This is a genomic window from Dyella amyloliquefaciens (genome assembly GCF_004296575.1).
Classification (GTDB): domain Bacteria; phylum Pseudomonadota; class Gammaproteobacteria; order Xanthomonadales; family Rhodanobacteraceae; genus Dyella; species Dyella amyloliquefaciens.
Genome location: NZ_SAYT01000002.1, coordinates 601,528 through 628,050 on the forward strand (window position 1 = coordinate 601,528; position 26,523 = coordinate 628,050).

Sequence of the window (26,523 nt, forward strand, 5' to 3'; positions counted from 1 at the left end):
CCGCAACATGGCACACCTAAGCTCCCCGCTGCCCAGCCACCCTTCAGCCATCCAAAAGGTTTCCACAAGATTGGGTTGAGATCATGGGCTGATCGGGCCCTGCGCCTGCACCGAGCCATGACATGCCCTTGCTTCCGCACTCCCCTGCCTCCGGACCACCCTGCCTCCAGCCGTCCTCGCCGTGACCTCACCGTAACGGCGCCGCCTGCCCGGCGCCGTCTGTGCGCCCACGTTTCGCTGGAATCTCCATGCTTGGTCTAGTCCGAATCGCCCTGTCGCGACCGCTCACCTTCATCGTGCTGGCGATCGTCATCCTGATCGCCGGCCCGCTGGCGGCCTTTCGCACACCCACCGACATCTTCCCGAACATCGGCATCCCGGTGATCAGCGTGGTGTGGACCTACAACGGCCTGCCGCCCGACCAGATGTCCGGTCGCGTCATCTATTACTACGAGCGCCAGATCACCACGTCGGTCAACGACATCGAGCACATGGAGTCGCAGTCGCTGCCAGGCGTGGGCATCGTGAAGATCTTCTTCCAGCCCGGCGTGGACATCCGCACGGCGACCGCGCAGGTGACCTCCATCTCGCAGACGGTCGTGAAGCAGATGCCGCCCGGCATCACGCCGCCGCTGATCCTCAATTACAACGCCTCGACCGTACCCGTGCTGCAGATGGCGCTGTCGAGCAACGAGTTGTCCGAGTCGAAGATCCGCGACATCGGCCAGAACTTCATGCGCCCGACGCTGATCTCCGTGCCGGGCGTGGCGATTCCCACGCCCTACGGTGGCAAGCAGCGCCAGATCACGCTGGACCTCGACCCGCAGGCGCTTGCCGCCAAGGGCCTTTCCGCGCAGGACGTGGGCAATGCGCTGTCCGCACAGAACCAGATCATCCCGGTGGGCACCGCGAAGATCGGCACCTACGAATACCACGTGCAGCTCAACAACAGCCCCACGGCGATCGAGGAGCTCAACACGCTGCCGGTGAAAACCGTCAACGGCGCGACGATCACCATCGGAGACGTGGCGCATGTGCGCGACGGTGCGCCACCGCAGAACAACGTGGTGCGCGTGGACGGCAAGCGCGCCGTACTGATGCCCGCGCTGAAGAACGGCAACGCGTCGACGCTGGACGTGGTCGCCGGCATCAAGAAGCTGCTGCCGCTGATCAAGGAAACCCAGCCCTCGTCGCTGAAGATCTCGCTGCTGGCCGACCAGTCGGTGTTCGTGAAGTCCGCGATCAGTTCGGTGGCGCGCGAAGGCATCATCGCGGCCCTGCTTACCTCGGTGATGATCCTGATCTTCCTTGGCAGCTGGCGTTCGACGGTGATCATCGCCGTATCGATTCCGCTATCGATCCTCTCGGCCATCGCGTTGCTGGCGGTAACCGGGCAAACCCTCAACGTGATGACCCTGGGCGGCCTTGCGCTCGCGGTGGGCATCCTGGTCGACGACGCCACGGTGACCATCGAGAACATCAACTGGCATCTCGAGCAGGGCAAGGACGTGCACACCGCCATCATGGACGGCGCCAGGCAGATCGTGACACCGGCCTTTGTCTCGCTGCTGTGCATCTGCATCGTGTTCGTGCCGATGTTCATGCTCAACGGCATCGCGGGCTTCCTGTTCCGCCCGATGGCGCTGGCGGTGATCTTCGCCATGGCCTCCTCGTTCCTGCTCTCGCGCACCCTGGTGCCGACGCTGGCGATGTACCTGCTCAAGCCGCACCACACCGAGCACGGCAAGGGTGACCATCCGGAAGATCCGTACATCAATCACCATGAGGGTGACCAGCCGACCCAGCGTCGCCGCTCCAGCCTGATGGTTCGCCTGGTGTCGATGCAGCAACGCTTCGAGCACCACTTCACCCGCGTGCGCGATGTGTACTACGCGACGCTGAGCATCGCCCTGGCCCATCGCCGCAAATTCGTCATCAGCTTCCTCGGCTTCGTGCTGGTCTCCTTCGCACTGGTGCCGTTCCTGGGCCGCGACTTCTTCCCCGAGGTCGACGCGGGTTCCATCGCCATGCATGTGCGCGCCCCGATGGGCACGCGCGTGGAAGAGACCGCCGCGGAGTTCGACCATATCGAGGCGGCCATCCGCAAGGTGATTCCGCCCGACCAGCTGGAAACGGTGATCGACAACATCGGCCTGCCGCTCAGCGGCGTGAACCTGGTCTACAACGCGAGCGGCACCATCGGCCCGCAGGACGGCGACATCCAGATCGTGCTGAAGGACGGCCACAACCCCACCGCCGATTTCGTGCGCGAGCTGCGCGCAAAGCTGCCGCGCGAGTTCCCCGGCACGCAGTTCGCCTTCCTTCCCGCGGACATGAGCACCCAGATCCTCAACTTCGGTGCACCCGCGCCGCTGGACATCAACATCACAGGCCGCGATCGCGAGGCGAACGAGGCGTACGCGATGTCGATGATGAAGGAGCTGCGCAAGGTGCCGGGCATCGCCGACGTGCGTCTGCAGCAGAGTTCCAGCTATCCGCAGCTCAACGTAAAGGTGAACCGCACGCGCGCCGACGAGCTTGGCGTGACCGAGCGCGATGTCACCAACAGCATGGTCGCGTCGCTGGCCGGCAGCTCGCAGGTCGCGCCGGCGTTCTGGCTGAACCCCAAGAGCGGCGTGTCCTATGCGATCGTGGCGTCCACGCCGCAGTACCGCATGGACAGCATGGCCGACCTCGCCAGCTTGCCGGTGACGGCCGGTGGCAAGAGCGCCAGCCAGATCCTCGGCGGCCTTGCCACGTTCACTCGCGAACCTAGCGCAGCGGTGGTGTCGCACTACAACATCATGCCGGCGTACGACATCTACGCCACCGTACAGGATCGCGACCTGGGCGCCGTATCCTCCGACGTGCAGAAGGTGCTCGACCGCTTCGCCGCCACGCGTCCCAAGGGCACCGTAGTTGCCCTGCATGGCCAGGTCGGCACGATGAACGAAGCGTTCGGCGGCCTGATCTTCGGCCTGGTGGGCGCGATCGTGATGATCTACCTGCTGATCGTAGTGAACTTCCAGTCGTGGCTGGATCCGTTCGTGATCATCACCGCCCTGCCCGCGGCGCTCGCCGGCATCGTGTGGATGCTGTTCATCACGCACACCACGCTGTCGGTGCCTGCGTTGACCGGCGCCATCATGTGCATGGGCGTGGCCACCGCCAACTCGATCCTGGTGGTGAGCTTCTGCCGCGAACGACTGGCCGAACATGGCGACGCCATGAAGGCCGCGCTCGAAGCCGGCTTCACCCGCTTCCGCCCGGTCTGCATGACCGCACTGGCAATGATCATCGGCATGCTGCCGATGGCGCTGAGCCAGGAACAGAACTCGCCGCTGGGCCGCGCCGTCATCGGCGGCCTGCTGTTCGCCACTTTCGCCACCCTGCTGTTCGTGCCGGTGATCTTCAGCATCGTGCATGGCCGTGAGCAGGTGCAGCCGTCACCCGATTCCCTGATTGGAGATACCGTTCATGCCGCATGATGCCCATGCCGCCACGACGCCGCGGCAACCGCCCAATGTGTCCAAGGCATTGCGCATAGGCATTGCCCTTGCCGTGCTCGCCACCATCGCAGGCATTTCCGTGCGTGCCTACGACTACCATCGCGTGGTCAAGTGGACCGACGCGCAGGTGCTGCCGAGCGTGCAGGTGATCACGCCCGACGTCGGCGGCAGCGCCGAGGGCATGAGCCTGCCCGGCCATCTGGACGCCTGGATCAGCGCGCCCATCCATGCGCGCGTGGGTGGTTACCTCAAGAGCTGGAACCACGACATCGGCAGCCAGGTGGCCGCCAATGAAACGCTGGCCGTCATCGACACGCCTGAGCTGGACCAGCAATTCGAGCAGGCCAAGGCCAATCTCGCCCGCGCGAAGGCCAATGCGCGTCTCGCCGCGCTGACCGACAAGCGCTGGAAGAACCTGCTTGCGTCCAACTCGGTATCCCGCCAGGAAGCCGACGAAAAGGCCGGCGAAGCGGAGGCGGCGGAAGCCAACGTGCAGGCCGCGCAGGCCGACATGGACCGCGTCGCCGCGCTGGAAGCGTTCAAGCACGTCACCGCGCCGTTCGCCGGCACGGTCACCGCGCGCCACACCGACATCGGCGACCTGATCAGCGCGAACGACAGCGGCCCCGCCCTGTTCACCGTCGCCGATACCAGCCGCATGCGCCTGTACGTGGATGTCCCGCAGGGCTATGCCGGCGCCATCAAGCCGGGCATGAGCGTGCAGCTGGATGTGCCGGATCATCCGGGCGAGCAGTTCACCGGTCATCTCATCGGCAATGCCGGCGCGGTGAACCAGGCCTCCGGTACCGTGCTCGCGCAGTTTGAAGTGGACAACACGAAGAACGCGCTGATGCCCGGCGCATATGCCGAAGTGCATCTGCCCACGGACAGCAGCAACCACATCATCACCGTGCCGGCCACCGTGCTGCTGTTCCGCGCACAGGGCCCTCAGGTCGCCGTACTGGGTGCGGACAACAAGGCGGAACTGCGCAAGGTGCATATCGCCATGGACCTGGGCGACCACCTGCAGATCGACCAGGGCCTGAAGCCCGGCGACCGCATCATCGACCATCCGCCCGATTCGCTGATGCAGGGTGACCAGGTGATGGTTGCCACGACGGCGTCCGGCGCGAAGAAGGGGTGACGACCATGCGCAGTGCTCTGTTGTTGCGCCTGTGCTGCCTTTCGGCGATCGCGGCGCTGCCCGCGTGTTCACTCGCACCGGCCTACCAGAAGCCCGATGTCGGCAAGTTGCCGGAAGCGTTCGCCGGCCAGACCCAGGATGGACTGTGGTCGCCTGCGCATCCGGCGGATACGGCGTCGCGCGGCCCCTGGTGGTCGGTGTACGACAACCCCGAGCTCGATCGGCTCGAAAAGCAGCTCGATGCCGCCAACCCTTCGCTCTCGGTCGCCCTGGCGCGCTATGACGCGGCGCGTGCCGTGGTCGGCGAGGTTCGTTCCGATCTGTATCCGCACCTGGGCGTCGGCGCCAGCGACCTGCGCAACCGCCAGTCCGACAACCGCCCGCTACGCGGCAGCAATCAGCCCAACGAATACAGCGCGGACACCGTCGGCTTCGCCGCCGGCTATGAGCTGGACCTGTGGGGCCGCGTACGCAACGAGGTGGCCGCCGGCAAGGCCGACGCCACGGCGGCAGCGGCGGATCTCGCTTCAGCCAAGCTCAGCCTGGAAGCGCAGCTGGCCAATCTCTACATCCGCCTGCGCGGCTATGACGTGCAGGACCGCATCCTCAAGGACACGCTGGACGCCTATCGCCAGGGGCTGGACATGACCCAGCGCCGTTTCGAGGGCGGTATTGCCTCTGGCCTGGACGTAAGCCGCGCGAAGACCCAGTTGTCTGACGCAATGGCCCAGGTCTCCGAAGTGGAGGCGCAACGCGGGCTCACCGAACACGCGATCGCCACCCTGGTGGGCGAACCGGCGTCCACGTTCAAGCTGTCCACCACCGACGCGGCGATGCCGGTGCCGGCGATTCCACTCGGCGTGCCGTCGACCTTGCTGCAGCGACGCCCCGACATCGCGGCCGCCGAACGCCGCGTGTTCGCCGCGAATGCGGAGATCGGCGTGGCGCGGGCCGCGTTTTTCCCCCGCATCGGCCTGTCCGCCGTGTTCGGCTGGCAGAACACCGGAGGCGAGCTGCTCACCGCGGGCAATCGCTACTGGGCACTGGGCCCCGAACTGGCGATGAGCCTGTTCGACGGCGGCCTTCGCCACTCCCGCGTGCAGGCCGCGCAAGCAAATCTCGATGCGGCAGCAGGACAGTACCGGCAAGTCGTGTTGAATGCCTTCCAGCAGGTGGAAGACAATCTCACCTTGCTGCAACAGCTGGGCAAGGAAGCGCACGAACAGGATGATGCCGCCAGCTCGGCACGCGACTCGCAGACCATCGCCACCAATCGCTACCGCGAAGGCGCGGTGAATTACCTCGACGTGGTCAGCGCACAGACGGCCGCGCTGCAGGCCGAACGCAGCGCCGAGCAGGTGCGTACGCGTCGCCTGCAGGCCAGCGTGGACCTGATCCGCGCGCTTGGCGGCGGCTGGGACAGCGCGCAGCTGGCGAGCGAAGACAAGGCACTTTCGGAAAACACACCCCGGGCCCGCTGACGCATCGGACCTACACCGAAGCGCCTGCCCGGGGGCGTGGGAACCCGTTCACATGCGGAGGGAGGGGGAAGCCGCGAACAGGTTCGTGACACCCCGGGCCCACTGACACGTCGGACCTACACCGACGCGCCCGCCCGGGGACTTAGGAACCTGTTCACGTGCGGAGAGAGGGGAGGCCGCGAACAGGTTCCATGATCGGGCCGCTTCCTATGCGGCCCTTCGTACGCCTTCGACGCGCTGGTTGAGCTGTTTCCAGTCCACTACCAGCTCGCACCCGCGCGACGAGGCATTACGACCCCATTCGCGCAGCAGCTCCAGACACGCCTGGTCGACGTGCTGCAGACGATCCACCACCAGTTGCAGCCGCGTGTTCGGCGGCACGCGTTCCAGCGTGCGCGCCACCGAAGGCACGCGCAGGAACGTCGCCGAGCCTTCGAGCCTCAGCGAGGCCGTACCGGGCTCGTCATGCTGGTGCAGGTTCACCTTCAGTCGCGAGGAGTGCAGCGCGAGGCGGAACAGCGACAGCGCGAAACCGACCAGCACGCCCGCCAGCAGATCGGTCGCCACGATGGCGAGCGTGGTCGCGACATAGATCCACGCCGTGCCCGCGCCGTATTGCGCCAGCGCCTTCACCTGCCTGAAGTTGACCATCTTGATGCCGGTGTAGACGAGGATGCCCGCGAGGCAGGCCACCGGCGTCATGCGCATCAGCCACGGCAACAGCGCGGCGAATACCAGCAACCATGCACCGTGCATGATGGTCGCCATGCGCGTGGCAGAACCCGCTTGCACATTCGCCGCGCTACGCACGATCACACCCGTCATCGGCAACGCGCCCAACAGGCCGCACAGCATGTTGCCCACGCCCTGCGCGGTGAGCTCGCGATCGTATTGTGTGCGCGCTCCATCGTGCATGCGATCGACTGCAGCAGCCGACAGCAGCGTTTCCGCACTCGCGATGAAGGCGAACGTGAGGGCCGCGATCAACAACGACGGCTCAAGCAAACCCGCCAGGCCGCTCCAGCTCGGCATGGACACCGCAGCCATGAGGTTGGATGGCACGTCCACGGTCTTCACCGGCAGATTCATCCACTGCACGATTGCCGTAAGCGCCACCACCGCCAGCAACGCACCGGGCACGAAGCGCAGCTTCGCCGGACGCAGCTTTTCCCAGCCCAACATGATGGCGATGGTTGCCACGCCGACACCCAATGCCGCCAGGCTTCCACGCTCGCCCTGCAACGCGTCGACCAGTGCACCCGGCCATGCGGCGAAGTTCTCGAGGCCTCGCGCCTTGGGCACGGCGTCCATCAGCACGTGCATCTGCGAAGCCACGATCAATACACCGATACCCGACAACATGCCCGCGACCACCGCCGGCGAACACATGCGGAACCACACGCCGGCACGGCACAAACCGGCTGCGATCTGGATCAGGCCTGCCAGCAGGACGACCGGGCCAAGCGCGGCCACGCCGTGTTCGCGCACCAGTTCGAACACCAGCACGGCAAGCCCCGCAGCAGGACCACTGACCTGCAACGGCGAACCGGCGATGGCGCCGACCACCACGCCACCGACGATACCGGTGATCAGTCCCGCGGCAGGCGGCATGCCCGAAGCGATCGCAATGCCCATGCACAAGGGCAACGCGACCAGGAAGACCACGACCGATCCGAGCAGGTCCCGCCCGAACCGTCCTTGCGAGAAGTAACGCTGTATCACGGCAGCCGTCCTCACGCAGCGGACGCAGCGGGCATCGAGAAGCGCGCATGCGGCGTCGCCTCGGGCACCCTGCCCTTGCCCGGCTCGATCGGCACGAAACAGCCCTGTTGCGCATCGAACGCCTTCAGTTCCGCGTGCGCGATGTCGTAAACCCATCCGTGAATGCTCAGCTGGCCACTCGCCAGCGCGGCCGCCACGGCGGGCAAGGTACGCAGGTGTTCGAGCTGCCCCACCACGTTTTCCTCGGTCAGGCAGCGCAGGCCTTCCGGCCCCTGCAGATCGGGGCCATTCTGCTCGACCACATAGCGCGCCACGTCCGCATGTTTCATCCACGCCGCCACCGACGGCATGTCCTGCACCAGCTCGGGATATTGCAGCGCCTTCATCGCGCCGCAATCGGAATGACCGCAGATCACGATATGACTCACCTTAAGCACCTTCACCGCGTACTCGATGGCGGCGACCACGCCGCTCACGTGCTGGGCATACGGCGGCACGATGTTGCCGATATTGCGGTAGACAAACAGCTCGCCGGGTTGCGTGGAAAACATCATCTCCGGCATCACGCGCGAATCGGCGCAGGTGATGAACATCGTGCCGGGATTCTGGCCGGCGGCCAGCTTGCGGAAGACCTCGCGCTGGGCGGGAAAGACATCGTTGCGGAACTGTTCGAAACCTTCGATCAAACGCTTCATGCGAAAACTCCAGGCAAAAATAGGGTGCGATGCCCACGACGCGGCATGCGCCGACGCGGCACCGAAAGACTTGGATGGTTGGAATGGCCGTGACGGGCCGCAGGCGCACGCAGCGCGCAGCAATCAACGACTCAGGGAGGTAGACACCGGCATGTCATGCACGCGGAAAGAATCGTGCATGCCCTTCACGGGGCGGTGGCGTCGATCAGACCGCTTCGGGCGGGCGTAGCAGCCGGGAAGGCGCGTGCGGCCCCACATCGTGGGCGCCGGCAACGGGAGGACCGATGGGCATGGGAGCCCACAAATGCGCGGTATCGAATGGATGCAGGATGTCATCCATCCCGCCGCCGGTGTTGTCTTCGAGCGAAGACTGCCCGGATGAATCGGCGTCGTTCTGCACGTCATCGGCCATCGAGATGACAAGCGCACACTTCTCTCCTGCCTGTGTCGGCGTCGACGCAGGCAATGGCCGCACAGGCACGCCGATCAGCAGCAACAGGCTGAACACGTAGGCGAGCCATACGGCGAAAGGAGAAGAGAGGCGACGCGAAGTCATGCATCAAAACTATCGGAAAGCAGTCATGAATCGCAAGTGTTTGCGATGATTTCATGACATGTTCCGTGCGCAAACTCAGGAAGCGTTTAGCCATCCAATGAGCAGCGCGAAAAAAAGAGACGGCGGGCAATGCCCGCCGTCTCTCCATCCTTGGGTCGAACTCCGTTGCGATAGTCGTGCGGTTGCTTAGAACGGGTAGTAGCGGAAGGAGGTGAAGAACATGTCTTCCTTGGCCTTCGGCGAAGCGGCACCGTTGGTGAGCACGCCGTTGACGAAGCCCTGGCCAGCAAACGCTTCCTTCTCGGTGTGCGAGTACTGCGCACCGAACTGCATCTTGCCGAACTTGCCCTGGTAGAACTTCCACCAGAAGCCGGCGGTGCCCTGCCAGATGTCCTTGGCGTTGCCCACGCAGGTGGCCGCAGCGGCACCGGTGGTGTCGCATCCGCTGTTGTTGTAGGCCGGGTTGCCGTAGCCGAGCTGCACGAGGGCGCCGTTCTTCGAAGCAATGAAGTCCTTCTTGCTCGTCGACTCGCGGCCGCCGAACAGGTAGACGTCGATGTCCGGGTTGGCGTGCCAGGTCAGGCCCGTCAGGATCATGCTTTCCTTGATCGGAGCCAGGTTGCCCTGGGGCGAGAAGGTCACGTCAGGCAGCTGGGTGCTGCCGTAGCGGCCGATGCCCTTGCCAGACATGCCCGAGATCTGCCAATCCAGGGTCTTGTCGATGAGCGGCATGATCGCGCCCAGACCCCAGCCACCGCCGTAGGTGTCGTGGTTCTGGTACGAGCCGTTGACGGCATAACGGTTGTAGAAGGCGCGGCCCAGGCCGAACACTTCGTAATGACCAAAGCCCGGATCGGCGGCGAACTTCACGATCACGTCCGGCATGTGGTTGAGCGACAGCGTGTTGGCCGAGTCGAAGCCCGAGCCTGCACCGATGTTGTAAGCCGTCTGCTGCACCGGCGCATTGGCCTGGTTCGGGCTGGAGTAGAACGTGGTCTGCGGATTCTCGAGCGAGATACCCAGCCAGTACTTCTTGTCCCAATCCTTGACCAGGCGGATCTGCGCCTGACGCGCCCAGGTGAAGCCCGGGATGTACTGTGCGTCGATCTGCGGCGGCATCTGCTCGGTGCGCGGGATGATGCCCTTGGCGTTGAGCGTCAGCAGCGACCAGTTCTGGCCGGCCAGCAGGTGCAGGCCTTCGTTGTCCCAGTCGGAGGTCATGTAGACGTTGCGCATGCGCGGATTGAACGAGTTGGACTCGTTCGAGTTCGCGGTCTGGGCGCCGCCCAGGAAGTCCATTTCGATGTAACCGGCGAGATGGGTGTTCGGGTTCACGTCACCCTGCGCGAGGGCCGACAGGCGGCTCTGGCGGGCGCTCATGCGGAACTCGCTCATGTGCGCGGTCTGCACGTTCTTGTACGGCATCGCGCTGTAGTTGGAGGCGATGTCCGCGCCTTCCTGGGCCGAACGGTAGATCGTTTCAGCCGCCAGGAAGCCACCGAGCGTGATGTTCACGCCCTTGTAGGCGATCTTGTCAGCCGACTTCTTCACCTGGGTGTCGGTCGCGGCGACCTGTTTCTGCACCTGCTCCACGGCCTGGCCGGTGGACACGTTGATGTCGGACTGAGCATCCGTACGCTGCTCCAGCTCGACCACCTTCGCCTGCAGGGCCTGCAACTGGGCCTTCAGCGCTTCGATTTCAGCGGACTGCGACGACTGCGTGGTCTTCGAGTTCGCCTGGGCCGGATCGGCCATCACGTGAAAGCTGGTAACGCCCAAACCGGCAGCAACGGCTACCGCGAGCAACTTGGAACGCATGGATATTCTCCGCATGTAGGTAGGAACCACCTGGACCGCCCCCTTTCGATCTCCGGCCGTCCAAGCACGATCGGAGCGCAGGATGCGGCCGCGTCTTTACCGTTAGATGCACGTTATGTGACAGAACCAAGACATCGGTCTGCTGGAGCCCGCCAACGGAGAGCTAACGAGCGCCCTGCCCTGAGCACCGGGCCACGGCCACCTGGCAGTGGCTGCTATGCTTGCGGGATGGAAAACCTCTGCAACAGCATGGCCGGCCGCATGGCCGAGCGCTTTCGCGGCTTCCTGCCGGTCATCGTGGACGTGGAAACCGGTGGCTTCGACTCCGAGCGCGACGCGCTGCTGGAAATCGCCGCCGTCATCCTGCGCATGACACCCGAAGGCTATCTGCAGCCGATGCCCGCCGTGGCGGCCCATGTGGAGCCGTTTCCCGGCGCCAACATCGATCCGCGTGCGCTGGAAATCACCGGTATCGACCCGGACAACCCGCTGCGCGGCGCGCTGGACGAGCGTCTGGCGCTGGACCACGTGTTCAAGCCCATCCGCGACGCCATGCGTGACATGGATTGCCAGCGCGCCATCCTGGTGGGGCACAACGCGGCCTTTGACCTGGGTTTCCTCAATGCCGCGGTGCGCCGCGTGGGGCACAAGCGCAACCCCTTCCACCCCTTCAGCTGCTTCGATACCGCCACCCTGAGCGGCCTGGCATTCGGCCAGACGGTGCTCAGCAAGGCCGTGCAGGCGGCTGGCATTCCTTTTGATACGCGCGAGGCGCACTCGGCCATTTACGACGCCGAGCGCACGGCCGAACTGTTCTGCACCATCGTCAACCGCTGGCGCCGCCTCGAGGTATTCGAGCGCGAGCAGATCGGCATTGAGTCGATGTAAAGGCAAAAGCCGCCCCGGGGGCGTTTCCGGGGTGTCGCCTTAATCCCTTTTTTATCAGCGCCATATGACAAGTCTTGCGCATTGTCATATAGCTGAAACATTGAACTCATTTCATTGCAACACGGCACGCATGAAATAGCGGCGGGCGGGAATCCCCCGAGACCCTTATCGCTCAAAGGAGCCACCGTGTTGACCTCAACCAAATACCTCACCACCGCCGTGTTCGCCGCGGCCTCGATGTTCGGCATGGCCGCACAGGCCACCGACATCACGGGCGCTGGCTCGAGCTTCGTCTACCCGGTGCTCTCGAAGTGGTCCGCGGGCTATGCCGAGAAGACCGGCAACAAGCTCAACTACCAGTCCGTCGGCTCGGGCGCCGGCGTGGCCCAGATCAAGGAAGGCACCATCGACTTCGGCGCGACCGACGCACCGGTGAAGGCTGAAGACCTCGCGCAGTTCGGCCTGGGCCAGTTCCCGGTCGTGGTCGGCGGCATCGTGCCGGTGGTCAACATCAACGGCATCGAAGCCGGCCAGATCAAGCTGGACGGCGCCACGCTCGCCGACATCTTCCTCGGCAAGATCACGCAGTGGAACGATCCCAAGATCGCCGCGCTGAACGCCGGCCTGAACCTGCCGGCCGGCAAGATCACGGTCGTGCACCGCTCGGACGGTTCGGGCACCTCGTTCAACTTCACCAACTACCTGTCGAAGGTGAGCCCGGAATGGGCTGGCAAGGTGAAGTTCGGCACCGCCGTTGACTGGCCGACCGGCGTGGGCGGCAAGGGCAACGAAGGCGTGTCTCAGTACGTCAAGCAGATCAAGGGTTCGATCGGCTACGTCGAATACGCCTATGCCGTGAAGAACAAGATCAGCTGGGTGAACCTGAAGAACGCCGCTGGCCAGGTCATCGCGCCGAGCGCCGATGCCTTCGCCGCTGCCGCTGCCACCGCCGACTGGGGCAGCGCCAAGGACTTCAACGTGATCATGACCAACGCGCCGGGTGCGCAGGCATGGCCGATCACCGCGACCACCTGGGTGGTGATGTACAAGAAGCCGAAGAACGCCGAGCACACCAAGGTGGCCTTCGAATTCTTCAAGTGGGCGCTGGAGAACGGCCAGAAGGACGCCGCCTCGCTCGACTACGTCGCGCTGCCGGACAGCCTGGTCAAGAAGATCGAGGCTTACTGGAGCACCGAGTACAAGCACTAAGGCGTCACGTCTCGCCGGTCATGCTACGGCAACCGGCGGGCCCTACCCTTGGACTTGATCGCACGGCATGGCCGCCCGACTCACCTCGGGCGGCCTGTTGTTGAAAGGCGCCTCGCAACGGCGCATCGTCAATGATCGGCTGGGCCTGCATCGCCTGGCCGGCAGCCACGAGAGGGATCGCAATCACATGCAAGCGAATGTAGGCGCCGTCGCCTCGACCATGGTCCAGGAGGAACGCGCGCATCGCGATGCGCGACATGACCGCCTGTTCTCCTGGCTGCTCAAGGGTTGCGCGTTGCTCGTGCTGGCCAGCCTGCTCGGCGCGGCCGGCGCCACGCTGTGGGGCGGTCGCCACGCGTTCGCCACCTTCGGCTGGCATTTCCTGATCAGTTCGGCGTGGGATCCGAGTACGGATACCTACGGCGCGCTCGTTCCTGTCTACGGCACCATTGCCACCTCGGTGATCGCCCTGATCATCGCCGTGCCGATCAGCTTCGGCGTCGCGCTCTATCTCTCCGAAGTGGCCCCCGCATGGCTGCGCACCCCGGTGGCTTCGGCCATCGAACTGCTCGCCGGCATCCCTTCGATCATCTATGGCATGTGGGGCCTCTTCATCTTTGCGCCCTTCTTCGCCGACCACATCAAGCCGTGGCTCACCAACTACCTGGGCGACAAGCCCGACGACGGCAAGCTGTCGTGGGTGGCCGCGCACGTGCCCTTCATCGGCAAGCTGTTCGGCAGCGACTACCCGTTCGGCGCCAGCGTGCTCACCGCCGGCATTGTGCTGGCAGTGATGATCATCCCGTTCATCTCCTCAGTGATGCGCGAAGTGTTCCAGACGGTGCCGACGCGCCTGAAGGAGTCGGCCTATGCGCTGGGTTCCAGCACCTGGGAAGTGTCCTGGGACATCGTGCTGCCCTACACACGCTCGGCCGTAATCGGCGGCATCTTCCTCGGCCTCGGCCGCGCGCTGGGCGAGACGATGGCGGTGACCTTCGTGCTCGGCAACGCCATGCAGTTCTCTGCATCCATCCTCGATCCGGGTGCATCGATCGCCTCGACCATCGCCAACCAGTTCAGCGAGGCCGCGGGCCTGCAGAAGTCCACGCTGATGGCGCTGGCGTTCCTGCTGTTCGTGGTGACCTTCATCGTGCTGCTGATCGCCCGCTGGATGCTGCGCCAGCTCGCCCACAAGGAGGGTCGCTGATGGCCGGCAATTCCAGCCTGTATCTGCGCCGCCGCTTCACCAACGCGCTGGCGCTGACGCTCAGCACGATGGCCACGGTGCTTGGCCTGATTTTCCTGGCCTGGATCCTGTGGGAAACGCTGCGCCAGGGCCTCGGCGCCCTGACGCCCAAGCTGTTCACCAAGATCACCGCCTACGGCGAGGACGGCGGCCTGGCCAACGCCATGGTCGGCAGCCTGATCATCAATCTCATCGGCATCCTCATCGCCACGCCGATCGGCGTGATGGCCGGTGCATGGCTGGCCGAGTACGCCAATCGCACGCGCCTGGGCGAGTCGATCCGCTTCCTCAACGACATCCTGCTGTCGGCGCCGTCGATCGTGCTGGGCCTGTTCGTCTACACCATCATCGTGTTGCCGACCACGGCGCTCACCTCCGGCAACACCACCTTCTCCGGCCTGGCCGGCGGCGTGGCGCTGGCGCTGATCGCCCTGCCGGTGATCGTGCGCACCACCGACGAAATGCTGCGCCTGGTGCCCTCCACCCTGCGCGAAGCCTCGCTGTCGCTGGGCATCCCGCAGTGGAAGCTGACCACGCAGATCCTGGTGCGCTCGGCGCGCTCGGGCATCATCACCGGCGTACTGCTGGCGCTCGCGCGCATCAGCGGCGAAACCGCGCCACTGCTGTTCACTGCGTTCGGCAACAACTACATGACCGCCAACCCGATGGACAAGATGTCCAGCCTGCCCCAGGTGATCTACCAGTACGCCAACGATCCGGGCGAGGCGATGCACGCCATCGCCTGGGCCGGTGCGTTCGTGCTCACCATGTTCGTGCTGCTGCTGAGCCTTGCTTCCCGTCTGGTCCTTTCACGCAACAAGGTGTCCCATGACTGAGTCCGCCGCCGCCGGCATCCATCCGCAGTCCGCGGCCACGCCTGCCCCGATCGCGCCCACCAAGATCCAGGTGCGCGACCTGCACTTCTACTACAACGGTTTCCATGCGCTGAAAGGCATCAGCATGGATATTCCGGAGAAGAAGGTGACGGCCATCATCGGCCCGTCCGGTTGCGGCAAGTCGACCCTGCTGCGCATCTTCAACCGCATTTATGCGATCTACCCGAAGCTGGAAGCCAAGGGCGAGATCGTGCTGGATGGCGAGAACATCCTCGACGCCAGCTATTCCATGAACCGCCTGCGCAGCAAGGTCGGCATGGTGTTCCAGAAGCCGGTGCCGTTCCCGATGACCATCTTCGAGAACGTGGCCTACGGCATCCGCCACCACGAGAAGCTCTCGCGCGCCGACATGGACATCCGCGTCGAGCAGGCGCTGCGCAGCGCCGCGCTGTGGGACGAAGTGAAGGACAAGCTCAAGCAGAGCGCGCTCGGCCTCTCCGGCGGCCAGCAGCAGCGCCTGTGCATCGCCCGCGGCATCGCGCTGAAGCCCGAAGTGCTGCTGCTGGACGAGCCGACCTCGGCACTGGACCCGATCGCCACCGGCCGCATCGAACAGCTGGTGGAAGAACTCAAGAACGAGTACACCATCGTCATCGTCACCCACAACATGCAGCAGGCGGCCCGCTGTTCGGACCTCACTGCCTTCATGTACCTGGGCGAGCTGATCGAGTTCGACCGTACCGAACAGATCTTCACCAAGCCGAGCAAGAAGCAGACCGAAGACTACATCACCGGTCGCTTCGGCTAACTTTATCCCTCTCCCCTCTGGGCGACCCGAAGGTAGTCCCCGTGGGAGAGAGGGCTGGGGTGAGGGGCCAGTCTTGCGGCAACCTTCACTTGCTCCAACTCATCGCACGAGAATCCACATGAGCGGCAGCAGCAAAGAACACATCATCAAGAGCTACGACGACGAGCTGACCCGCCTCACCGGCGAAATCGTTCGCATGGGCGAGCTCGCGGTGAGCCAGCTGGAAGCGGCCATCGACGTGATCGACCGCCGTGACGAGCGCGCCGCGCAGCACGTGGTCAACAACGACGACGCCATCGACCTGCTGGAGCAGGAAATCAGCCACGACGTGGTACGCCTGCTGGCGCTGCGCGCGCCGATCGCCGGCGACCTGCGCAACGTGTTCGCGGCCCTGCGCATCGCGGCCGACATCGAGCGCATCGGCGACTACGCCGCCAACGTGGCCAAGCGCTCCATCCCGCTGTCGATGGTGGCGCCGGTCAGCCCGACCAGCGGCCTGGGCTACCTCGCCGAACTGGCCGCGCAGGAAGTGCGCGACGTGCTGATCGCCTACCGCGACCGCGACGCCGAACGTGCTTACCAGGTGTGGAAGGACGACGCCGAGCTGGACGAAGCCTATACCGGCTATTTCCGCCAGCTGCTCACCTACATGATGGAAGACCCGCGCAACATCACGCCGTGCACGCACCTGCTGTTCATGGCGAAGAACATCGAGCGCATCGGCGATCACGCGACGAACATCGCCGAAAGCATCTGGTATCAGGTCAACGGCGAACCGCTGACGGCGCAGCGCGCCAAGCGTGATTTCACCTCGAATCCCGAGCTGACCAAGCTGGGCAACAAGGACTGATCTCTGAGCCCCTCTCCCATTGGGAGAGGGGTTGGGGAGAGGGTGCGAGGCTTGCGTAGCCTCCCACCCTTCGCTTCGCCCGCACCCTCATCCGCCTACCGGCACCTTCTCCCGCAGGGAGAAGGATTCCTCCGTTCATGCTCAATGAAAGATGGGAATTAGTCGTCTCCGGCGTCAATGCCCACTGGTGATCTTCAACCCCACCATCCCCAACACCACCAGCCCGACGCACGCCAACCGCAACGGCGACGCCGAATCGCCAAACAACACGATACCGAGCAGCACCGCGCCCACCGCGCCGATACCGGTCCAGATCGCATAAGCCGTCCCGATCGGCAGCGTCTTCACTGCCATCGCCAGCAGAATGATGCTGGCCGTCATCGCCGACACAGTGACCACACTGGGCCACAACCGGCTGAAACCTTCGGTGTATTTGAGCCCCACCGCCCAGACCACTTCAAACAGTCCGGCAAGGGCAAGATAGATCCAGGGCATGAGACTGCTCCTCTGGAAAGAGCAGGGTCGTCCCCGCGATAAAGCATGCATGCGGGGCCGTCCCCGCAGACTGGCCCCATTGCAGGGCCAGTCACGTCATTCTACATGAGCCGCCTGAATGCCCTTTCAGGATGTGATCTTGCTGCCCAGCTCACGGGCCTCGCGCCGTGCGCGAGCGGAATGCACGATGCCGTAGACGCCGATGACGATCCACGCGACCTGCATCAGGAACGCGGGCCAGTTCATCGCTACGCCGAACACCAGCGACAGGATCACCCCCAGCGCACCCAGTACGTTCATCAGCTGGTACAGCAAGCCGTTGCCGTGCAGCTTGTGGGCCTGCAGCAACAGGAACGCGAGCAATACCAGCACCACGCCGACATAACCACACCAGTCATGCCACAGGAAGGTCATCGCTTTTCACTCCTTTGACGTAAAGCCTCGAACAACACCACGCCGGCGGCAACGGAGACGTTGAGGCTCTCCATCACACCCGGCATCGGGATCTTCGCGACGAAATCGCAGGTTTCACGCGTGAGCCGGCGCATGCCCTCGCCTTCACTGCCGAGCACGAGCGCCACCGGCCCCTTCATGTCGATGCTGTAGAGGGACGTATCAGTGTCGCCAGCCAAGCCCGTGATCCACACTCCCGCATCCTTGAGCGTGCGCAAGGCACGTGCGAGGTTGGTCGCTGCAATCAGCGGCACGCGATCGGCGCCGCCCGCCGACGCGCGACGCACCACGGGAGTGAGGCCCACGGCCCGATCCTTGGGCACGATGACCATGGTGACCTTCGCCGCAGCAGCGCTGCGCAGGCACGCGCCGAGGTTGTGCGGATCGGTGACGCCATCCAGCACCAGCACCAGCGCATCATTGCCGGCAGCCTCGAGCAGGCCGGTGATATCGTTCTCGCCCCCCATCGGCGGCGCTTCGTAAAGCGCCACGATGCCCTGGTGACGCGCCTCACCCGCCAGCTTGTCGAGCTGTTCGCGCGGGCGATGATGCACCGGGATGTTCAGCGCCTTGGCGCGCGTGGCCAGTTCCTGCACGCGCGCATTGCGCTGCCCCTGCTCCACCAGCAGCTCGCGTACGCGCGATGCGTCGTTGCTCAGCGCGCCTTCGACCGGGTTGATCCCGACGATCCAACTCTCACTCATCGTTTACCTTTCTTCTTGCTGGTCTTGCGGACCTTGGAGGTGGCCTGGGACGCCGCCGCCTTCGCGGCCTTCAGCTTGTCCTTGGCCGCCGACTTTACCTTGGCGAACACGCCTCCTCCCTCGGCCGGCTTGCCGACGGCCTTCGAAGGCGTCTTGCGCCCGGCCGGTGGCAGCGGCGGCAGCGTCACGGCGGGGGCGGCATTATCGCGCGGCGCGGGGCGCTCCGTCGCCTTGCGTCCCTTCTGCGGCAGCGAATAGCGCTCGCCCGCAGCGGCGTAGTCGTAGCGACGCTCGCCGCGCGGCGGCTCGACGGCCTTTTCCTTGCGCGGCGAAACGAGGCGGAAGTCGATCTTGCGGTCTTCCAGCGAAGCGCGCAGCACCTGCACCCGCACGTGGTCGCCCAATCGGAACTGAGCGCCGCTGCGCTCGCCCTTCAACAGATGGCGCACGGGATCGAAGTGGTAGTAGTCGTTGGAGAGCTGGCTGATGTGCACCAGCCCCGACACCTTCGATTCGTCCAGTTCGACGAACAGGCCGAACGAGGTGACGCCGGTGACCGTACCGGCGAACTCGCTGCCCACATGCTTGGACATCCACGCGCACTTGAAGCGCTCGTCCACGTCGCGCTCGGCCTCTTCCGCACGGCGCTCGCGCTGCGAGCAATGCACGGCCATGGCCGCCATCTCGGTGGGGGTATAGCTGTAGCCCGAGGGCTTGCCGCCGGTGATGGCGTAACGGATCGCACGATGCACCAGCAGATCCGGATAGCGACGGATCGGCGAGGTGAAATGCGCATACGCCTCAAGGGCGAGACCGAAATGCCCGCGATTGTCCGGCTGATACGCGGCCATGCTCTGCGCACGCAGCAGCACCGACTGGATCAGCTCGCGCTCGGGACGGTCGTGCACCAGCCGAAGGATGTCGGCGAAGTCGGCCGGGGTCACCTCTTCCACCGGCGGCATGCGCAGCTTGAACTCGCGCAGGAACTGCTGGAGATCCTCGTACTTCTCCACCGGCGGCGGCTCGTGCGCGCGGAACAAGGCCGGAATCTTTTTCTTCTCGAGGAACAATGCCGCCTGCACGTTGGCGGCGATCATGCATTCCTCGATCAGCTTGTGCGCATCGTTGCGCTCGGTGGCGCCCATGGCCTCCACTTCGCCGCGCTGGTCCAGGCGGAACTTCACCTCGGGCGTCTCGAAGTCGATCGCGCCGCGACGCTTGCGTTGCGCTGCCATCAGCTTATACAGGCCGTGCAGATGCTCCAGCTGGGGCATGACGTCGGCCAGTTCGTGGCGCGCATCGGCGTCCTCGAGCCCGATGGCCTGCCACACGCGGTCGTAGGTCAGGCGTGCATGCGAACGCATCACCGCGTCGTAGAACTTCGACTTGACCACCGCGCCTTCGGTGTCCACGACCATGTCGCACACCATGCACAGGCGCTCGACCTTGGGGTTCAGCGAGCAGATGCCGTTGGAGAGCGTCTCCGGCAACATCGGCACCACGAAGCCCGGAAAATAGGTCGATGTGCTGCGCTCGTAGGCTTCCTTGTCCAGCGCCGAGCCCACCTTCACGTAATGCGATACGTCGGCAATGGCGACCACCAGGCGGTAGCCACCGCCACGGCGCGGTTCCGCGTACACGGCGTCGTCGAAGTCCCTGGCGTCCGCACCGTCGATGGTCACCAGCGGCAGCGACCGCAGGTCCATACGTCCCTCGCGCTCGGCGGCCGTCACCTGCGGTTCCACCTGGGCCGCGTCGCGCGTGACCGCATCCGGCCAGTCGTGCGGCAGGTCATGGCTGGCGATCGCCATCTCCACCAGCAACGATGGCTGCAGGCGTTCCCCCAGAACCGCGCGAATCGCACCGAGCGGGCCGCGGTGGGCTGACGGTGGCTGGGTAATCTCAACCACGACGATCTGCCCGGAGCGCGCTCCCATGTCCTGTCCCGGCTGGATCATCACGTCCTGGTGGAGGCGACGGTCGTCCGGCGCCACCAGCATCACGCCATCCTCCAGCACCACGCGACCGACCAGGCGCGGCGAACGCCGCTGCAGCACTTCAACAATGGCGCCTTGCTTGCGGCCGCGACGGTCGATGCCGACCACACTGGCCAGCACGCGATCGCCATGCAACACCAGGCGCATCTGTTGCGGGGACAGGTAGAGGTCGTCGCCGCCGTCGTCCGGTCGCAGGAAGCCGTAGCCCTCCGCATTCGCCAGCACGACACCGGGAATCAGGTCCAGCTTGTTCGCCGGCGCGTAACCGCCACGACGACCGAGCAGCAACTGTCCGTCGCGCACCATCGCACCCAGGCGCTTGCGCAGGGCATTGAGCTCGTACTCGTCGGCAAGGGAGAGTGCTTCGGCGATGCGCGCCTCGGTCAGCAGTTCGCCCCGCGATTCCAGCAGCCCAAGGATGGCCTCGCGACTGGGGATGGGGCGTTCATAACGTTGTGCCTCGCGTTCGGCATGCGGATCGCCCACCCGGCCTTCCCGTACTTTCGACGGGTCGAGTGCCGAGCGTCGTGCGCTCTTCTTCAGCGCGACGGGGCTGGTTTTGGCGTCCTGCTTGCGATTGCGTGGTTCTTTTTTTCGGGTCACATCCATGCCTTTTGCTAGGGCCGGCCCGCGAGCAACGCGGGCCGATCAAAAATCAGTGAAAGAATAGTTGACAACTCACCGACACATGCCTAATCTACGCGGCTCACGCAGCTCAAAAAGCACAGCGTGACACCTGCCCAGGTGGCGGAATTGGTAGACGCACTAGTTTCAGGTACTAGCGGGTAAAACCGTGGAGGTTCGAGTCCTCTCCTGGGCACCAATTATAGAAGAAGCCCGCAGCGATGCGGGCTTTTTCGTTTCTGTCGTTCGGGCTCTGCGCCATCGCCAGCTCAGCTGATGACACGCAGCGCACTCAACCCGCCGACCAGTGAATGCACATGTTCGAGACCTTCCGCGCGCAACAGTCGCGCCGCGTGTCCGCTGCGTCGGCCGCTGGCGCAGATCAATAGCGTCCGCCCTTCTGCAAGTTCCGCCACGTGCGCCATCACCTGCGCGGAGGGAACCTGCAGCGACGGCAGCTCCAGCGGCTCGATCGCGATCTCGCCTGCTTCGCGCAGGTCGACCAGTCGATAGCCTGCCGCCAAGGCGTCTTCCAGCCGCCCGAACACCACGTCGATGTCGCTTTGCGACTGCACCAGGGCCACGGCCTGCCGCGCAACCGCGACGCAACCGCCATGCGCAGCACAACCCTGCGCCACGTCGATGGGCAGACGGGTCGTCGTGTAGTCGAGCAGATTGAGCAGCAACAAGGCCGGTTCGCAGGGGCGTGGCAAGTCGAGCAGGAGCTTCAACGCCTCCATCGCCTGCATCGTGCCGAACATGCCGGGCACCGGACCAAGCACACCGGACTGCACGCAGCTGCCCACAGCCTCGGGCGCAGGCTCGAGCGGCCACAGGCAGCGCAGGCACGGTGTACCCGGCTGTGCCGTTACCACCTGCAGCTGTCCTTCGTACTGGTAGACGCTGGCGAGAACCAGCGGCGTACCGCTGAGCACGGCCGCATCGCTGCTCAGGTAGCGACTGCGCATGTCGTCGGTACATTCGAGCACCAGGTCGAACTGGCGGAAGATCTCGACCGCGTTGCCGGCGTGCAGTGGCTCGGTCCAGGTCTGCACAGCCACGGTGGGATTGAGCGCAGCCACGCGTCGTGCCGCCAGCTCCGCCTTGAGTTCACCGATGTCCCGCGTGTCGTAAAGGGTCTGACGATGCAGGTTGCTGGCCTCCAGGCGATCGCCATCGACAATGCCCAGCGTGCCGATGCCTGCGCCAGCGAGATAGCTGATGGCCGGGCAACCCAGACCGCCGGCGCCGATCACCAGTATGCGCGCCGCAGCGAGCCTGGACTGCCCTGCCTCGCCCACTTCGCGCAGGCGGACCTGTCGCGAGTAGTCCGGTGTGAACGCCCCGGGCTCGTGATGATGGTGATGCGCAGGATCCGACTCGTGCTCATGCGCCCGGTGTACGTGGGTGCAGGCAACCCACGCCGTGTCACCGGTCAGGTAATGCTCTTTCTTCCAGATCGGCAGGCGATGCTTGATCTCGTCGATGATGTAGCGGCAGGCGCGGAATGCCTCGTCGCGATGCGCGGCGGAGACGCCAATCCACACCGCGAGATCGCCCACCTTGAGGTCACCGGTGCGGTGGACGCAGCCGGCATCGGTGACGCCATAACGCTCGATGGCTTCCGCCAGGATGCGCTCGCCCTCGGCTTCGGCCAGCTCGGCGTAGGCCTCGTATTCCAGGCCATCCACCTCGCGCCCTTCATTGCTGTCGCGCACCCAGCCCTCGAAGGCGCAGAATCCGCCGCTGCCGGAGTGCTTGAGCCCTTCGCGCTGTTGCGCCGTATCGACCTGCACGTTGGAAAGACGAAAGCGCATCAGCCGCCTGCCACCGGTGGAATGAAGACAATGGTGTCACCCTCTCGCAAGGGTCGGTCCCAGGCGCTGAATTGCGCATTGACCGCGACCTTCAGCGCATCGGCGGCAAGCGAAAAACCGTGGCGCGCCCGCAACTCGTCATAGAGTTCGCGCACCGATGTGGCAGCCGTCTGCACCTGCTCACCGGACGAACCGGCCTGTTCGCGCAGCTGGGCGTAGTACTGCAGGTTCACCACGGTCATGCCTGGAACTCCATGCGGTGTTGCATCTCATCGCGCTCTTCGGGCGTGTTGACGTTGTCCAGCGCGTCGCCGGGCGCCGGCAACAGCACGATGCGCGACTGGATCAGCGCCTTGCGGGGGCAGTAGCTGCCGTCCTCATAGCGCTGCTTCAGCAAGGCATGGCTGGAGGGCTCCCAGATCGCGCAGAGCGGTTCGGGCAGACCATCGTGACGACTCGCGAACACCGTGGCGCTGGCGGAGGCATCCCGCGCATCGATCAGCTGCTGCAGGGTCGTTTCGTCCAGCAGCGGAAGATCGCAGGCCAGCACGAGCCAGGCTGCCTCGGGAAAACGGTCCTGTGCGGAGAGAATGCCTGCCGCGGGGCCGATGGCGTCGTAGCTGTCCACGATCTGCGGCAAGCCTGCGCGCAGCGGGTCATCGCGCTGTTGATCGCGCACCGACAGGAAGGCACGCTCGGTGACAGCTTCCAGCAGTCGCCATGCCCGCAGCAGTTGCGGTTCGCCGCGATAGGGCAAGGCCGCCTTGTCCTGGCGCATGCGCTGGCTCGCACCGCCGCTCAGCAGCAATCCAAAGAGGGGTGGTTGCCGGTCGCTCATGCGGACTCCGTGGCGGTGAAATCGTGCTTGCCGCCGCTCTTGCCGATCAGGCGGATGTCGCCGATCACGATGTCGTGCGACAGCGCCTTGCACATGTCGTAGATGGTCAGCGCGGCGACGCTGGCGCCGGTGAGCGCCTCCATCTCCACGCCGGTGCTGCCGCGACAGGAGACCGTGCAGTCGATCAGCGCATCGTCACCCTCCATGCGAATGACCACGTCGCAACGATCGATGGCCAGCGGATGGCACAGCGGAATCAGCTGGGGCGTTGCCTTGGCACCCATCACGCCGGCAATCTGCGCCACCGTGATCACGGCACCCTTGCGCGTGACATGGCCGGCATCGCGCAGGGCCTGGGCGACATCGGCGGGGAATGTCACCCTCGCCCTCGCCTGTGCCACGCGATGGGTGACGGGCTTGGCGCCGACGTCCACCATGCGTGGCTGCTGCGATTCGTCGACGTGGGTGAGCTTGGCGGTAGATGAGGTCACGATGGATTCCAGCTCCGGCATGGCGTGATTATCGGCCTGGCGCAAGGCGACGGCATGAAGAAACCGTTTAGGCCTACCCGCCGATATAGTGCATCTCGATCTTGTGTTTGCGGCTGCCGTGACGCTCGGCGCGCTCTTCGCTGTAGCGGTCGCTTCGGCGCAGCCAGACGTTGCGCAGGCATTCGGTCATTGCCTCGTCGCTGGCACCATCGCGCATCAGGCTGCGCAGGTCGGTGCCCCGGGTGGCGAACAGGCAGGTGTAAAGCTGGCCCTCCGAGGACAGCCGGGCACGCGTGCAGCCACCGCAGAACGGCTGGCTGATGGACGAGATCATGCCGATCTCCCCTGCCCCGTCCACAAAGCGATAACGCGTGGCGACCTCGCCCGGATACTTGGGTGGTACAGCCTGCAGTGGCCATCGCGCATGGATGCGCTCGATCAGCTCCTGCGAAGGCACCACGTCGTCGGCGCGCCACGCGTTGTGGTTGCCCACGTCCATATACTCGATGAAACGCACCACGATGCCGGTGCCGCGAAAGCGCTCGACCAGCTCCGTCACCGTGCCTTCGTTGACGCCCCGCTGCACCACCGTATTGAGCTTCACGCCGTGTGGAAATCCGGCGAGCTGCGCCGCCTCGATCCCGTCCATCACATCGCCGAGCGCGCCGCGCCCGCCACTCATGCGATGGAACAGCGCCGGATCGAGCGTATCGAGGCTCACCGTGATGCGGTCGAGCCCGGCGTCGCGCAACTCGCGGGCGTGGCGCGCCAGCAGAACGCCATTGGTTGTCATCGCCAGATCAGTAATGCCATCGATGCGACGCAGCCGCGACACCAGCTCGGCGAGTTGCGGCCGCAACAATGGCTCTCCACCGGTAAGGCGCAGCTTGCTGACGCCAAGCGTCGCCGCCAGCCGGCACAGACGCTCGATCTCGTCGAAACTCAGACGCTCGTCGTTGCGCAGGAACGTGAAGTGTTCGCCGTACGTGGATTCGGGCATGCAGTACGGGCAACGGAAGTTGCAGCGATCCATCACCGAGATGCGCAGGTCGTGCATCGGCCGTCCGTGCTGGTCCTGAGGCAGTTCGGCCGAGGCTTCGGGATGGGCATGCAGGACGCTCATGTCACCACCGATAGAACGCTGCAATGGTGCCGGCTGGCACGGGGCCCAGTCCGGGCGGAAGTTGCACCACGCCATGCGTACGCGGCAGCGACGAGAAATCGCCTGACGTGCGCGACGGCACCGGATGAGCCATGACCAACCCCTGCGCATCGGTGTGCACGTGCGCGGGCACGAAGCTCGTCAGCATGACATTGGTATCCATCGCCGCATCCAGGCAGACCATCTCCATCGGCGTCGGCGTCGTGCCCATGGCGGCCAGCAAAGCCGGACGCACATAGCGAATGGCACATACCAGCGCGGATACCGGGTTGCCGGGCAACGCGAACACGGCCTGACCGCTCGATCCCACGCCGAACCACATGGGTTTGCCGGGCTTCTGCGCAATGCGATGGAACACGCGACGCACCTCGAGGGCCTCCAGCGCGGACGGCACGTAATCACGCTGCCCCATCGATACGCCGCCAGACAGGATCAACACATCGTGCGCGGCAAGCAGCTTCGCCAGCTTGCCGCGCGTTGCCTCCTGGTCATCGGCAACGTGATCGATGGTGACTCGCCCGAATCCGTGGAGACGCATCGCGGTCGCCACGGCGATGTCATTGGAACGCCGGATCTGGCCTTCGCCCAGCGACGCTCCCACCTCCACCAGTTCATCGCCCGTGGAGAGGATGGCGATGGAAGGGATGGAGGCCACTTCCACCCGGGCGAAGCCGTTCGCGGCAAGCAACGCGATTTCGGGCGCGCCAATCGGTGTGCCCACGTCGAGCAACGGCTCGCCGGCGACGCAGTCGGAGCCACGCGAATGGATGAATTGCCCACGCGCCGGCTGATAACCGTCGGCGAGGTGATAGAGCTCTCCCTCACGCCGCGTCTGCTCCACGGGAATCACGCAATCACAACCCGTCGGCCGCATGGCGCCGGTGGTCACTTCGATGCAGGCATCGCTCGGCACCAGCGCCTGCAACGACATGCCCGCCAGCTGCATGCCTGCCAGGGTGAATGCCCGCGGAAGGGTTTCATGCCAGCGGATGGCGATGCCATCCATCATCACGCGGTCGAACGGCGGATGGTCGTGTTCGGCATGCACCGGTTGCCGCAGGATGCGGCCGGCCGCCTCGTGCAGCGACACCGGCTCGCTGCCGAACGACGACATGTGTTCGGCAATGAGGGCCTCGGCCTGCGCGACGCTGATCAACTCGGTCATGGACATGGCACGGTG

Annotated in this window: 23 protein-coding genes, 1 tRNA gene and 1 pseudogene; 10 read left to right on the forward strand and 15 right to left on the reverse strand. The window is 65.0% G+C overall.

From position 1 onward, the window contains the following. Nucleotides 1-248: 248 nt before the first annotated feature. Genes EPB08_RS07250 through EPB08_RS07260 form a run of 3 tightly spaced genes read left to right on the forward strand, consistent with a single transcriptional unit; the run spans nt 249 to nt 6,134 of the window. Nucleotides 249-3,488, forward strand: coding sequence for an efflux RND transporter permease subunit (locus EPB08_RS07250; RefSeq protein ID WP_130618389.1), 3,240 nt, complete (start codon nt 249-251; stop codon nt 3,486-3,488). Continuing rightward, nucleotides 3,478-4,653, forward strand: coding sequence for an efflux RND transporter periplasmic adaptor subunit (locus tag EPB08_RS07255; protein ID WP_130618390.1), 1,176 nt, complete (start codon nt 3,478-3,480; stop codon nt 4,651-4,653). The genes EPB08_RS07250 and EPB08_RS07255 overlap by 11 nt, the downstream gene beginning before the upstream one ends. A gap of 5 nt (nt 4,654-4,658) precedes the next feature. Beyond that, nucleotides 4,659-6,134, forward strand: coding sequence for an efflux transporter outer membrane subunit (locus EPB08_RS07260; protein ID WP_130618391.1), 1,476 nt, complete (start codon nt 4,659-4,661; stop codon nt 6,132-6,134). A gap of 207 nt (nt 6,135-6,341) precedes the next feature. Here EPB08_RS07260 and EPB08_RS07265 read toward each other — a convergent pair whose 3' ends face one another. The 4 genes from EPB08_RS07265 to EPB08_RS21250 form a co-directional block, all read right to left on the reverse strand. Further along, entirely contained in the window at nt 6,342-7,853 is a 1,512-nt protein-coding gene (locus EPB08_RS07265; RefSeq protein WP_130618644.1) for a SulP family inorganic anion transporter, read from the reverse strand. 14 nt (nt 7,854-7,867) lie between these two features. Continuing rightward, a complete protein-coding gene (locus tag EPB08_RS07270; RefSeq protein WP_130618392.1) occupies nt 7,868-8,551 on the reverse strand; it encodes a carbonic anhydrase in 684 nt (227 codons plus the stop codon). A 205-nt stretch (nt 8,552-8,756) separates the two neighbouring features. Next, on the reverse strand, nt 8,757-9,059 hold the full coding sequence (locus EPB08_RS07275) for a hypothetical protein (protein ID WP_130618393.1): 303 nt from the start codon (nt 9,057-9,059) through the stop codon (nt 8,757-8,759). A 234-nt stretch (nt 9,060-9,293) separates the two neighbouring features. Next, nucleotides 9,294-10,925: a coiled-coil domain-containing protein gene (locus EPB08_RS21250; protein WP_130618394.1), complete on the reverse strand. Its 1,632-nt coding sequence runs from the start codon at nt 10,923-10,925 to the stop codon at nt 9,294-9,296. Nucleotides 10,926-11,153: 228 nt separating this feature from the next. Here EPB08_RS21250 and rnt point away from each other — a divergent pair, with 228 nt between their 5' ends. From rnt to phoU, 6 genes are all read left to right on the forward strand, one after another. Then, nucleotides 11,154-11,813: a ribonuclease T gene (rnt, locus tag EPB08_RS07285; RefSeq protein ID WP_130618395.1), complete on the forward strand. Its 660-nt coding sequence runs from the start codon at nt 11,154-11,156 to the stop codon at nt 11,811-11,813. A 186-nt stretch (nt 11,814-11,999) separates the two neighbouring features. Continuing rightward, nucleotides 12,000-13,022, forward strand: a complete 1,023-nt coding sequence (gene pstS, locus EPB08_RS07290; protein ID WP_425598243.1) for a phosphate ABC transporter substrate-binding protein PstS — start codon at nt 12,000-12,002, stop codon at nt 13,020-13,022. Nucleotides 13,023-13,209: 187 nt separating this feature from the next. Continuing rightward, nucleotides 13,210-14,229 (forward strand): phosphate ABC transporter permease subunit PstC, encoded by a 1,020-nt coding sequence (gene pstC, locus EPB08_RS07295; RefSeq protein WP_130618646.1) that lies wholly within the window; start codon nt 13,210-13,212, stop codon nt 14,227-14,229. Continuing rightward, nucleotides 14,229-15,104: a phosphate ABC transporter permease PstA gene (pstA, locus tag EPB08_RS07300; RefSeq protein WP_130618396.1), complete on the forward strand. Its 876-nt coding sequence runs from the start codon at nt 14,229-14,231 to the stop codon at nt 15,102-15,104. Before pstC ends, pstA begins: the two co-directional genes overlap by 1 nt. Continuing rightward, complete coding sequence (pstB, locus tag EPB08_RS07305) at nt 15,097-15,912, forward strand: phosphate ABC transporter ATP-binding protein PstB (protein WP_130618397.1); 816 nt, start codon at nt 15,097-15,099, stop codon at nt 15,910-15,912. Before pstA ends, pstB begins: the two co-directional genes overlap by 8 nt. 118 nt (nt 15,913-16,030) lie before the next feature. Next, nucleotides 16,031-16,762: a phosphate signaling complex protein PhoU gene (gene phoU, locus EPB08_RS07310; protein WP_130618398.1), complete on the forward strand. Its 732-nt coding sequence runs from the start codon at nt 16,031-16,033 to the stop codon at nt 16,760-16,762. 174 nt (nt 16,763-16,936) lie between these two features. Here phoU and sugE read toward each other — a convergent pair whose 3' ends face one another. From sugE to rnr, 4 genes are all read right to left on the reverse strand, one after another. Then, nucleotides 16,937-17,257, reverse strand: a complete 321-nt coding sequence (sugE, locus tag EPB08_RS07315; RefSeq protein WP_130618399.1) for a quaternary ammonium compound efflux SMR transporter SugE — start codon at nt 17,255-17,257, stop codon at nt 16,937-16,939. 126 nt (nt 17,258-17,383) lie between these two features. Further along, a complete protein-coding gene (locus tag EPB08_RS07320; protein WP_130618400.1) occupies nt 17,384-17,671 on the reverse strand; it encodes a CBU_0592 family membrane protein in 288 nt (95 codons plus the stop codon). After that, nucleotides 17,668-18,414, reverse strand: coding sequence for a 23S rRNA (guanosine(2251)-2'-O)-methyltransferase RlmB (gene rlmB, locus EPB08_RS07325; RefSeq protein ID WP_130618401.1), 747 nt, complete (start codon nt 18,412-18,414; stop codon nt 17,668-17,670). The genes EPB08_RS07320 and rlmB overlap by 4 nt, the downstream gene beginning before the upstream one ends. Next, nucleotides 18,411-21,014, reverse strand: a complete 2,604-nt coding sequence (gene rnr, locus EPB08_RS07330; RefSeq protein ID WP_130618402.1) for a ribonuclease R — start codon at nt 21,012-21,014, stop codon at nt 18,411-18,413. Before rnr ends, rlmB begins: the two co-directional genes overlap by 4 nt. A gap of 135 nt (nt 21,015-21,149) precedes the next feature. On the opposite strand from rnr, the gene EPB08_RS07335 reads away from it, so the two are divergent. Beyond that, a tRNA-Leu gene (locus EPB08_RS07335) sits at nt 21,150-21,234 on the forward strand. A gap of 70 nt (nt 21,235-21,304) precedes the next feature. On the opposite strand, the gene EPB08_RS07340 is transcribed toward EPB08_RS07335, so the two are convergent. The 7 genes and pseudogenes from EPB08_RS07340 to EPB08_RS07365 all read right to left on the reverse strand — a co-directional run bounded on the left by EPB08_RS07340 (nt 21,305) and on the right by EPB08_RS07365 (nt 26,508). Beyond that, entirely contained in the window at nt 21,305-22,474 is a 1,170-nt protein-coding gene (locus EPB08_RS07340) for a HesA/MoeB/ThiF family protein (RefSeq protein ID WP_267873345.1), read from the reverse strand. Then, a pseudogene (locus tag EPB08_RS21255) lies at nt 22,451-22,852 on the reverse strand (molybdenum cofactor biosynthesis protein MoaE); the annotation flags it as partial. The pseudogene EPB08_RS21255 and the gene EPB08_RS07340, both read right to left, overlap by 24 nt. Continuing rightward, a complete protein-coding gene (locus EPB08_RS07345; protein WP_130618404.1) occupies nt 22,852-23,094 on the reverse strand; it encodes a MoaD/ThiS family protein in 243 nt (80 codons plus the stop codon). The gene EPB08_RS07345 and the pseudogene EPB08_RS21255, both read right to left, overlap by 1 nt. Further along, entirely contained in the window at nt 23,091-23,690 is a 600-nt protein-coding gene (locus tag EPB08_RS07350; protein WP_130618405.1) for an NTP transferase domain-containing protein, read from the reverse strand. The genes EPB08_RS07345 and EPB08_RS07350 overlap by 4 nt, the downstream gene beginning before the upstream one ends. Next, nucleotides 23,687-24,181, reverse strand: a complete 495-nt coding sequence (gene moaC, locus EPB08_RS07355; RefSeq protein WP_267873342.1) for a cyclic pyranopterin monophosphate synthase MoaC — start codon at nt 24,179-24,181, stop codon at nt 23,687-23,689. Before moaC ends, EPB08_RS07350 begins: the two co-directional genes overlap by 4 nt. 73 nt (nt 24,182-24,254) lie before the next feature. Continuing rightward, nucleotides 24,255-25,304, reverse strand: a complete 1,050-nt coding sequence (gene moaA / locus EPB08_RS07360) for a GTP 3',8-cyclase MoaA (RefSeq protein WP_130618406.1) — start codon at nt 25,302-25,304, stop codon at nt 24,255-24,257. A 1-nt stretch (nt 25,305) separates the two neighbouring features. Next, on the reverse strand, nt 25,306-26,508 hold the full coding sequence (locus EPB08_RS07365; protein WP_130618407.1) for a molybdopterin molybdotransferase MoeA: 1,203 nt from the start codon (nt 26,506-26,508) through the stop codon (nt 25,306-25,308). Nucleotides 26,509-26,523 lie beyond the last annotated feature (15 nt).